This window comes from Chitinophaga sp., from assembly GCF_036566945.1.
Lineage (GTDB): Bacteria > Bacteroidota > Bacteroidia > Chitinophagales > Chitinophagaceae > Chitinophaga.
Genome location: NZ_DATCVJ010000018.1, coordinates 1 through 10,621, shown reverse-complemented (window position 1 = coordinate 10,621; position 10,621 = coordinate 1). Strand labels below are relative to the sequence as shown.

Below are 10,621 nucleotides of genomic sequence, written 5' to 3'. Positions count from 1 at the left end.
ATAATGCCTGGGCACAGATGGACACCACCTGTTACCCGGAAATTTCTTCTTATGTAAAGTATGTAGATAGTCTGAACTCTGTCAGTGGCAATATAACATTACCCGATGGAAGGCTGTTGCTTCACTGCATTACAGAAGGATCTACCAGTGGAGAAATAGTAAATACTGAGACGGGCGACACCCTGAAATTATCTGGTGGATTTAGTGAGAATTCACTATGTACCAGAAACCGTGATCAGGTTTATCTGATCACGGTTCATGACAACCTGCTACATTCTCTCACCAGAACTTATTACTTTAAAAGCAATCAGCTTATCTTTTCTTCAGTGGAATTGTCGATTTGGAATGATAAGGGCAAGCGGGTAATTTACCGGAAAGAGGAATACTATGGAAAAGATATTCTTTTATCCAGCGTTGATGTTGATTATGGGCTAACAGAAAAAGAAAAGTGGCGGGTGGATATTAACTTACAAGCGGAAGCCGCCAGCCAGTTAGACGACCGGCTTAAAAAATAAATACGCTTCTACACAGATAAATGTAAAATAGGCGCAAACATTCTCCGCTGGTAAGGCAGGTCAATAGCAACATCTGCATTGCGTAAGCAAAAAAAAGAGCCAAAGAGAGAGGTCATTATTGTGTAATGGCTTTATTTTCCCAAAAATCTTAATTATTCCTGTTAAATTGGTAGTCCTATTAAACAGAACAGATGAACAAATTATTAATGTCCCTGGCGTTGTGTGTAGCCACAATGACAGCGTATAGTCAATCGTCTCCCCATGACATGCAATTTGATAAACTGGCTCCCCGCTGGGATGAAGCGGTACCATTAGGCAATGGCTTATTGGGTGCGCTGATCTGGCAAAAGGGAGATCACCTGCGGTTTTCGCTCGACAGGGCAGATCTGTGGGACATGCGGCCAATGAAGGGTTTACATCGCAAAGAATTCAGCTACCAGTGGGTCATAGGCCAGGTAGAAAAGAAGGATTACAAACCCGTACAACAATATTTTGATGCACCTTATGATAATGAAGCAGCGCCTTCGAAAATTCCGGGTGGCGCACTGGAATTTGATACCCGGAGCTGGGGCCCTGTTCAATCCGTGCATCTCACCCTGGCCAACGCCGTATGTGAAGTAAACTGGAAGAATGGTACCCGCCTGAAAACCTTTGTAGACGCAGATAAACCGCTGGGATGGTTTCGTTTTGAAAATGTGAACGGCGACCTGGCGCCGCAGCTGCTGGCACCTCAATACCAGGGCAAGGTGACCAACAGCGGCGATCCTGTTGGCGGAGATGACTTGTCCAGACTTGGTTATCAACAGGGCAGCATCATCGAAACCGGCAACAGCATTACCTATCATCAGGCCGGCTGGAACGGATTCACCTACGACATCAATGTACGCTGGAAGAAAGTCAATGCCACCACAATAGAAGGTGTATGGAGTATTTCCTCACAGTACCCTGGTCAACCGCTGAACGTAAAAGCGGAGAAAGTCACTGCCGCTACCGCTTCTACTAATTTCAGTCAGCAACTGCTCGCACATAGCAGCTGGTGGCAGCATTTCTGGAGCAAATCAGCCATCCATGTACCGGATACGCTGCTGGAAAAACAGTGGTACCTGGAGCAATATAAGTTTGGCGCTGCCGCCCGCAAAGATGCCCCGCCCATTTCCCTGCAAGCGGTATGGACAGCCGACAATGGACGCATCGCACCATGGAAAGGCGATTATCACCACGACCTGAATACCCAACTCAGTTACTGGCCGGCCTATAGTGCCAACCATCTCGAAGAAGCCATGGGGTATCTCAACCATCTTGAAAAGAATAAGGCTAACTACCAACGCTATACGAAAACATATTTCGGCACCACCGGCATCGCCGTACCGGGCGTTACTACCCTCGATGGTACAGAAATGGGTGGCTGGATTCAATATTCGCTGTCGCCTACCGTATCCTCCTGGCTGGGCCAGCATTATTACCTGCAATGGCGCTACAGCATGGATCAAAAATTTCTGAAAGAGAAAGCATATCCGTGGATGAAAGGCGCCGCCAGTTTCCTCGAAAGCATTACCATCATCAATGCCGCCGGACACCGGCAGCTGAAAATCAGCTCCAGTCCGGAAATAAATGATAATGACCTGAGTGCCTGGTTCCCGCAAAATACCAACTACGACCTGGCGCTGATGAAATTTACTTTCAGCAAAGCAGCGGAACTGGCCACTGCATTAAAGTTGCCAGCAGAAGCGGCGCATTGGAATAAAATACTGGCGCAATTTGACGACTTCGCGCTGTCGCCCAACCAGGAGCTGATGTTTGCGCCAACCATGTCGTATAATCAGTCGCACCGTCACTTTTCTCATATGATGGCCATTCATCCACTCGGTTTGATCAAATGGGAAGATGGCGCCGCCGCACAAACCATTATCAAAAATTCGATCCATCTGACCGATAGCATGGGACCAGATTACTGGTGCGGTTACTCCTACTCCTGGATGGCCAACCTCAAAGCCAGGGCTAAAGATGGAGAAGGCGCCGCCAAAGACCTGCAGATTTTCGCGCGTGCATTTTGTTCTATCAACAGCTTCCACCTGAATGGTGATCAGACCAAATCCGGTTTATCGAAATTTCAGTACCGTCCGTTCACATTAGAAGGCAACTTCGCTTTTGCTGCCGGATTACAGGAAATGCTATTGCAAAGTTATGCCGGCTTCATCGCCATCATGCCCGCTATTCCAGCAGCCTGGAACGATGTATCATTTGAAAATCTGCGTGCTGAAGGCGCCTTTCTGCTGAGTGCAAAGAAAGACGGCGGGCAGGTGGCTGAAGTAAAAATTGTAGCGGAGAAAGGTGGTCGTACGAGGTTAAAGCTGCCGTTTAAAACTTATTTAGCTGCGAGTAACAAAGGGTTTGATATCAAAAATACCGAAGATGGTTTCCTGGAACTGACAGGGAAGCCGGGAGCGGTGTTAGTGCTGAAGAATGGGTATGAGTGAAGAATTACGAATTACGAATTACGAATTACGGATTTGTGGGTAGATGACAGACGATGATTTTCGCGTTTACTATCTACCCACAAATCCGTAATTCGTAATTCGTAATTCGTAATTCGTAATTCTTACCTCGTCATATAATTTTCCAGCACTTCCAGCGGCATATCCCCGTATTTAAGCAATGCATCGTGAAACTTTATTTCACTGAATTGACCTCCCTGTTGTAACGCTACTTTTGCCTTCAGTGCTTTTAATTTCATTTCTCCGATTTTGTAAGACAGTGCTTGTCCCGGCATCGCCATGTAACGTTCTACTTCGGCGGTGGCAATGCTTTCGCTGACCGCTTCGTTGGCCATCATATACGCGATGGCTTCTTCGCGGGTCATTTTACCGGTATGAATCGCTACATCCAATACTAAGCGGATGGCACGATGAATTTCATTATTCAGCGCGCCCATTTTCTGATAGGGATCTTTATAGCATCCCAATTTTTCCCCTAGTGACTCTACATATAAAGCCCAGCCTTCGAAGTAGGCGCTGAAAGTGGGTTGCCTGCGGAAGGCGGGGATTTCTTTATTTTCCTGTTGTATCGCAATCTGAAAATGATGTCCGGGAATGGCCTCATGCAGGAAAGTGGCTTCCATCCCATAAAAAGTGACGTTGATTTTGCGGGCATCCGGCACGGGTACGTATAAGATGGCGGACCTGTTTTCCTCCAGGTTGCCTTTTATGTAGAAAGGGCCACCGGAGGCGGCTTCCCGGTAAGCTTCCACCCTACGTATTTCCATGGGTGTTTTAGGCTGCTGCCCGAATAATTCCTTCAGATGAGGTTGCACCCGGTCGTAGATATCCTGGTAAGCCTGCAACACGGCTTCCGGCGTTTTAAAAGGCATCAGGCGGGGATTGGTCTTCAGGTAAGTAAAAAAGGCCGGCAACGTGCCCTTAAATCCCTCCTGCTGCTGTACCAGTACCATCGCTTTTCTGATGCGGGCCACTTCTGCCAGGCCAGTAGTATAAATTTGTTCCGGTGTAAGTTCCGGCGAGGTGGTAAAGTAATTGACCCAATAACGATAGATCCTGTCGCCGCCGGGGAGCGCGTTTAACCCGGCATGGGTTTGTGCTGCCGGCAGATAAGTGTTTTTCAGATAAGTAGCCAGTTTTCCGTAGGCAGCACTCATGTGATTACCAATCACCTGATGATACAAGGCGATGAGCCGTTGTTTATCGGCGGCGTTAAAGGAAGCCGGAAATTGTGCCAATGGTTTGTAGAAGATATTGCTGGCGCTATCTTTTTCTGCCAGCGCTTCCAGCGACGGAATCATTTTTACAACTAACGCCTTCGGCAGTACGATACCGGCGCGGATGCCTTTATTGAAATTGGCGATGCAGGTATCTGTCCATTCCGTGAAGGCGATCATTCTTTTTGCCCAATGTTCGTAGTCCGGAACGGTTTTAAAGGGCTGGTCGCCGCTCCCCGCCCCTAATGCAGCCAGTTCCAGCGGAGTGGATACAAACTGATTGATGGGCATATATTCCAGGTGTAGCCGTATCGCAGCCAGACCGGTACGCAGGGTGTACACCAGGATATCATACGAAATCCTGTCGGCTTCCGTTAATGTGGTCCGGTCATATTTTTTCAATTCTCCCTGATACTTACGGTAAAAATTAGCGGTGGCAGTGATATAGGGCGCGCTGCCTTCTATGGCCAGCAGATCATCGTACTGATGATAACCGGCAGCTGTGGCTTCCAACGGAAAGAGTTGCATTCTTTCTTCGTAGTACCGGTCAAAAAGTCCGTGTAGCGACGGATTGTTTTGTTGTGCGGATAGCTGGCCGGCAAACAAAATCAGCAACAGCTGTATGATAGTTCTTTTAGGAGATCCATTTTGCATATACCAAAGGTACCGGACCGGTTTTCCATAAAATTGTATGTAATTAACCTGCCGGTTCAGATATTCCGGTATTGACGGGGCAGCAGTCCGGTGATGCGCCGGAAGGTTTTAGTAAAATGCGCCTGATCCGTAAAGCCGCATTCATACGCGATGCTGGTGAGAGAATGATCATGGGTGCTGATCAGGGAAATCGCTTTTTCTATTTTTATCTTCCGGAGATATTCCCCGGCAGAGCAACCGAAATATTTGGAAAAATACCGGGAAATGCTGACAGGGTGCAGCCCCAGCTCTTCGGCCAGCAAAGGCAGCGACAGCGGCACATTCCAGTTATCATACATCAGGGTTTTAATTTTTTCGGTCCACTCCGGGAAGCAACGGAAATCATCTTTGTAGGGATGTAACAGGTCGATACATAACTGGGCCATGGCCATCTCTGAGTCCGCATCATTCAGGTAATGTTCTTTCATCATCTTCACAATACCACCGGTATTCAACTGATTTTGATGTCCAAACATCAGCGCCGCCGGCGGATGCGACAGGCCATAGGTCTTAAAAAAACCTTCTTCCGGTTCAATATTAAAAATGCGGGTGCCGGAAAGATAGTCTACGTTCTGATGAGGCACACCGGGGTGATAATACAACCCGGTACCGGCAAACTGCCTGTCGGACCTATCTTTTCTGACTTCTTTGCTTCCACCGGTAATGATATGAGAGAAATGTGGATTGACATGATAGTGCCACTCCGACGACATTTCCGCAGCAAAAACTGTTTCGCTGGTGCGAATATGCCCAAATGTGCGCTCTGTTACTTTTGTGCCTACATAAGTACCTGTTTCCAGCTGAACCGGACGATGATTCATCATACCATAAAAATAAAAAATAATTTATAAACCATCCGCTAGGCGGCATCCATATATTCCGCTGCCGTGGCGGCTTCCGGATGAAATTCCTTCTCGCTTTTAGCAATTACAATCGTTGCCACGCCGTTACCGATAATATTTGTCAGTGCCCGCGCTTCACTCATAAATTTATCTACCCCCAGTAAAAAAGCCAGTCCCTCTACGGGAATTTTATGGATAGCCGTTAAGGTAGACGCCAGCACAATAAACCCGCTGCCCGTTACGCCCGCTGCCCCTTTGGAAGTAATCATCAGAATCCCTATAATGGTAAGCATTTCCCCGATCGTTAAATGTACATCATAGAGCTGCGCAATAAAAATCACCGACATGGACAGGTAAATAGAAGTACCATCCAGGTTAAAGGAATAACCGGTAGGGACTACCAGTCCTACCACAGATTTACTGCACCCCATTTTCTCCAGCTTCAACATAATAGAAGGCAGCGCCGACTCAGAAGACGAAGTGCCTAATACCAGCAGCAATTCTTCCCGGATATATTTGAGAAATTTCCAGATGCTCATTTTGTAGTATCTCAAAATACTCCCCAGCACCAGAAAAATAAAGACAATCATCGTCAGGTATACCGTTCCCATTAGTTTGGCCAGCGGCACCAGCGTATGCAATCCAAATTTACCAATGGTGTAAGCCATGCCTCCAAAGGCGCCCAGTGGAGCCAGGTACATCACATATTTCAGTGCCTTGAACACCCCTTTGGATAATTTCCCCAACCCGGCAACGGCCTTTTGGCGATAACGGGAATAATTCAACAGAATACCAATCACCACTGCTGCCAGCAACACCTGCAGCGTAAGATTATTCAGGAAGAAGTTTAACCAATCGAAACTTTCGTTTGCCCGGGAAGTATATTTAGACGCGTTCTGGATTTGCAAACCCGATTTATCAATCTTCCCCGGCTGTAGCAGCAACGCCATCAACACCCCTGCGGCCAGGGAAATGGTAGACACCACTTCAAAATAAATCAGTGACTTCACCCCTATGCGTCCCACCTTTTTCAGGTCGTCCATTCCGCTGATGCCTAAAACGATGGTCAGGAAAATGATCGGCGCGATGAACAGCTTGATGATATCGATAAAGGTTTTACCAATAATTTCCATTTTCACAGCGGTAGCAGGCGCCAGACTGCCCAGCAGGATACCGGCAATAATGGCGATCAGCACCCAAAAGGTTAGGTTAGTAACAATGCGGATATGTAATTTTCGAGGAACTTCCGTTTCCGCTGTCGCAATATTTTCGAGCATAGGTTATTATAAATTTGTATGAAATCGAGCTTCAATTAACGAAATTCCGGCAGAAATAACGAAGGTTTATTTTTATAGTAATTTATAATCATATAACTTGCTGCCGCGTTTTAGGCCACTGTGGCCTGTTTTCTTACATTACTACCTACACTCCTTATGCAATATACCAAGAGCATTTATTACACCATCATGACCCTGTTGCTGGCACTGCCCACCTTTGCCAATACAGCTCCGGATACTACTTTTCATCCGGATCATCATCACCTTTTTACAGCCGGTGTAGCCAGCGGATTAATGGGCGGCCTATACGACGGCTTCTACTCCATCGATTCTTTAAAAACAAAAGGCGATTTTGGTTTAGGCGCGCCGGACAAGCTCGACGGAGAAATCATGGTGCTAAACGGCAAATTTTACCAGACACAATCCAGCGGAAAAACGTTTGAAATGCCGCATTCCGCCGACCTGGTACCCTTTTGTATGGTCAACTATTTCGAGGCCAACACGGTGATACATGTACGAAAAAACATGAGCAAGACTGAGTTCTATCACTTCCTGGATAGTCTGATGCCCAATGCAAACGGCATGTACGCCATCCATATAAAAGGTAGCTTTCCTTTTATCAAAACACGTGCTTTTCCGGCGGTAAATGAACAACCTTATCCGCAACTGGCGGGCATGCTGGACCGTCAGCATTTCTTCCCGCTCAACGATACCGAAGGCGATCTTATTGGTTATCGTTTACCCGTGTACATGGATAATACAAATATCTCCGGCTATCATTTTCATTACTTATCTGATCAGAAAACCGCAGGCGGACATATCGTAGACCTCAGCACCGGCGACATTACGGTTGAAATATCTTTACTGGATAGTTACACTATACAGGTACCTACAACACCAGCTTTCAATCATTTTGATTTTAAGAAAGACAGGCAGGAAGATATTAAGAGTGTGGAAAGGGGCTCGGCGAAATAAGTCTATAAAACTCTCAGCACTGCTGAGACTCCCAACAATACAAAACGAAACCGCCTTCCATCTCACGACTGGAAGGCGGTTTCTTTATATATAATGAATACTCCAACGCTTAATGCATCGGTGTACCTTTTAATTCCTCGCTGCCATTGATCACGCCGAGTAACTCGGGGCGGCTTGTTTTTTCCCGGTTCAATACTTTGTATGTAATAATGATACTGAGCAGCATACACACGGCGCCTATTAAGAAATGCACACCCGGGAAATAGAAGGGTGCCTTATCTGTGGTAAAATAAGCAAAGGTGCTGTTCATCATCAATGGACCAATGATGGCGGTAAGGCTCATCAAACTGGTGAGTGCACCCTGCAGTTCTCCCTGCTGATTAGCCGGCACATGACCTGATATGACGGATTGCAGAGAGGGTCCGCAAATACCACCCAGGCAATAAGGAATCAGGAAAGCAAACATCATCCAGCCTTGTGTGGCAAAGGCAAAGAGGACAAGCCCAACGGTGTAAAGCGACAATCCGAGATAGATACTTTTTTCATTCCCGATTTTAGGATTGACTACCCTCGTTAAACCAGCTTGCACTGCACCTACCAGCACACCTACTACGGCGAGGGAAATTCCCACCATTTTTTCGCTCCAGTTGAAACGATAAATCGTAAAGAAATTCCAGTTACCCTGCACAGCTTGTGCGCCCAGGTAAATCAGGAAAAAGCTCAACGCAAGGCCACCAATTTCGCGGTGCCGCGTCAAAAATTTCAGTGAACCAAATGGGTTAGCTCTTCTCCATTCAAAAGGACGCCTGTTTTCTTTGCTGAGTGATTCTGGCAGGAAAAAGTAACCATACACGCAGTTCAGCAAACAAAGGGCGGCGGCAGCATAAAAAGGCGCCCGGATACCCCAATGGGCAAGGAAGCCTCCCAATGCGGGGCCCAGCACAAAACCCAGTCCGAAGGCAGCGCCTATCAGTCCGAAGTTCTTGGCGCGGGATGTTTCATCGGTACTCACATCAGCGATGTAAGCAGTAGCCGTTGTAAAACTGGCGCCGGTAATACCAGCTATCACCCGTCCTACAAACAGCCAGCCATAGGCCGGTGCCAATGCCAGGATGATATAGTCAATCCCGAACCCGAATAAAGACAATAATAAAACCGGGCGACGTCCGTATTTGTCACTCAGGTTGCCGATTACCGGCGCAAATAAAAATTGTGCAATGGCAAAAACAGATAATAACAAGGCGCCGTAGGTACTGGCCTGGTTAACGGGAATGTGTTTTAACTGAGCAATAAGATCTGCCATCACGGGAATGATCAATCCCCATCCCATAATGTCAATCAATAGTGTAATGAAAATAAAACTAATAGCGGCCTTTTTGGATGTATGCATAGTACTGGTTTGGAAACGTAATTAGATTTCTAGTTGGATGACGACTTACATAGACTTTTTACCGGGACGGTCCCATCGTTGTGGTGAAAAGTGGCATTCTCCCTTCAAAGATATAGATGACAAACTTCATACAAAAAAACTTTCCGGTCAGGATCATCGTTTTACCGGTGAATGTCTTGATTTTACCGGTAAAAATTGATAGGTGTTATCACATTGATTAATCATCTTTCATCACACAAAGTTATTCGTTCTATCCTAAATCAACAGGGGGATACAAGACAATAAACGGGTTGTTTACGACATCACTATCAGCCATTATTTTTATCGATAAATCCCTAAAAGGTGTAAGTTAGCTGCTATTTTACCACGCTTACATTTATCTTTGGCTCATGAAAATGATTGTTGACTTTATTTCTAAGTTCACCGAAGTGAGTGAGGAAGATGCCGAATTTTTGTCCAGCTTTCTGACGGAGAAAAAATATAAAGCAAACGAAGTGATATTCAGAGGAGGCAATGTATGTGAAGCCATGTATTTTGTCATTTCCGGTTCCGCCAGGTCCTTTTTTGTGAATGATCAGGGACAGGAATATACGTGGACCTTCAACTTCAACGACGAAGATGCCACTTTTGAAAATTCCATTATCATAGACCATCATAGCTTCATTAACCAAACCCCTTCGGCACTCACCGTAGAAGTGATCAAGGACCTGGAAGCGGTGGAGTTGCAGTATAAAGATTTTGAGGTGATGATGGCCGCATCTCCTAAAATGCATGATATCGTAAAAGTATTTACCGATAATGGGTTCAGCTATACCTACCAGCGGGCATTTAACTTATTCACGAAATCCGCCAAGGAGAGATACCTCCAATTGTTAAAAGAAACACCTTATTTGTTAAATAAATTCTCTCACTACTATATTGCGTCCTACCTGGGCATTGCCCCACAGAGTTTAAGTCGTTTAAGAAGAGAAATTATGAACGGAGGTTGATTTATTCACATTTGTGAACGAAAAGGAGGCAGGGAAGATTTATTTTTGATGTGTAAAGCAGGAGATAGCCATTCTCCCCTAATAATTTTTTATCACATATCAACGTATAGAAATGACAGCTATTCTGATATTCTTTTGTGTGCACTGGTTCTTTTCATTGTTCTTTCACACCTTCTATTTACACCGGTATGCATCTCACCAGATGTATACTACCAGCAAGTTCTGGGA

General features: G+C 45.9%; 8 protein-coding genes. 4 read left to right on the top strand and 4 right to left on the bottom strand.

The window, feature by feature from the left end; translation table 11 throughout:
- Positions 1–515 (top strand): hypothetical protein (locus VIP81_RS00495; protein WP_331956512.1); only part of this gene is annotated, 515 nt, incomplete at its 5' end.
- Between the two features lie 191 nt (positions 516–706).
- Positions 707–2,992, top strand: a complete 2,286-nt coding sequence (locus VIP81_RS00490; protein ID WP_331956511.1) for a glycosyl hydrolase family 95 catalytic domain-containing protein — start codon at positions 707–709, stop codon at positions 2,990–2,992.
- 122 nt (positions 2,993–3,114) lie between these two features.
- On the opposite strand, the gene VIP81_RS00485 is transcribed toward VIP81_RS00490, so the two are convergent.
- Genes VIP81_RS00485 through VIP81_RS00475 form a run of 3 tightly spaced genes read right to left on the bottom strand, consistent with a single transcriptional unit; the run spans position 3,115 to position 7,039 of the window.
- Positions 3,115–4,881: a DUF885 domain-containing protein gene (locus tag VIP81_RS00485; RefSeq protein ID WP_331956510.1), complete on the bottom strand. Its 1,767-nt coding sequence runs from the start codon at positions 4,879–4,881 to the stop codon at positions 3,115–3,117.
- A gap of 56 nt (positions 4,882–4,937) precedes the next feature.
- Complete coding sequence (locus tag VIP81_RS00480; protein ID WP_331956509.1) at positions 4,938–5,744, bottom strand: helix-turn-helix transcriptional regulator; 807 nt, start codon at positions 5,742–5,744, stop codon at positions 4,938–4,940.
- Between the two features lie 35 nt (positions 5,745–5,779).
- A complete protein-coding gene (locus tag VIP81_RS00475; protein WP_331956508.1) occupies positions 5,780–7,039 on the bottom strand; it encodes a cation:dicarboxylate symporter family transporter in 1,260 nt (419 codons plus the stop codon).
- A gap of 156 nt (positions 7,040–7,195) precedes the next feature.
- Between VIP81_RS00475 and budA the strand changes: the two genes are divergently transcribed.
- Positions 7,196–8,014, top strand: coding sequence for an acetolactate decarboxylase (gene budA, locus VIP81_RS00470; RefSeq protein WP_331956507.1), 819 nt, complete (start codon positions 7,196–7,198; stop codon positions 8,012–8,014).
- Positions 8,015–8,123: 109 nt separating this feature from the next.
- On the opposite strand, the gene VIP81_RS00465 is transcribed toward budA, so the two are convergent.
- Complete coding sequence (locus VIP81_RS00465; RefSeq protein ID WP_331956506.1) at positions 8,124–9,404, bottom strand: TCR/Tet family MFS transporter; 1,281 nt, start codon at positions 9,402–9,404, stop codon at positions 8,124–8,126.
- A 389-nt stretch (positions 9,405–9,793) separates the two neighbouring features.
- Between VIP81_RS00465 and VIP81_RS00460 the strand changes: the two genes are divergently transcribed.
- On the top strand, positions 9,794–10,393 hold the full coding sequence (locus tag VIP81_RS00460) for a Crp/Fnr family transcriptional regulator (RefSeq protein ID WP_331956505.1): 600 nt from the start codon (positions 9,794–9,796) through the stop codon (positions 10,391–10,393).
- Positions 10,394–10,621 lie beyond the last annotated feature (228 nt).

Bases quoted from the DNA above. Each gene is read 5' to 3' on its own strand.
- VIP81_RS00490 (WP_331956511.1), top strand. From the start codon at position 707: ATGAACAAATTATTAATGTCCCTGGCGTTGTGTGTAGCCACAATGACA.
- VIP81_RS00485 (WP_331956510.1), bottom strand. From the start codon at position 4,881: ATGCAAAATGGATCTCCTAAAAGAACTATCATACAGCTGTTGCTGATT.
- VIP81_RS00480 (WP_331956509.1), bottom strand. From the start codon at position 5,744: ATGATGAATCATCGTCCGGTTCAGCTGGAAACAGGTACTTATGTAGGC.
- VIP81_RS00475 (WP_331956508.1), bottom strand. From the start codon at position 7,039: ATGCTCGAAAATATTGCGACAGCGGAAACGGAAGTTCCTCGAAAATTA.
- budA (WP_331956507.1), top strand. From the start codon at position 7,196: ATGCAATATACCAAGAGCATTTATTACACCATCATGACCCTGTTGCTG.
- VIP81_RS00465 (WP_331956506.1), bottom strand. From the start codon at position 9,404: ATGCATACATCCAAAAAGGCCGCTATTAGTTTTATTTTCATTACACTA.
- VIP81_RS00460 (WP_331956505.1), top strand. From the start codon at position 9,794: ATGAAAATGATTGTTGACTTTATTTCTAAGTTCACCGAAGTGAGTGAG.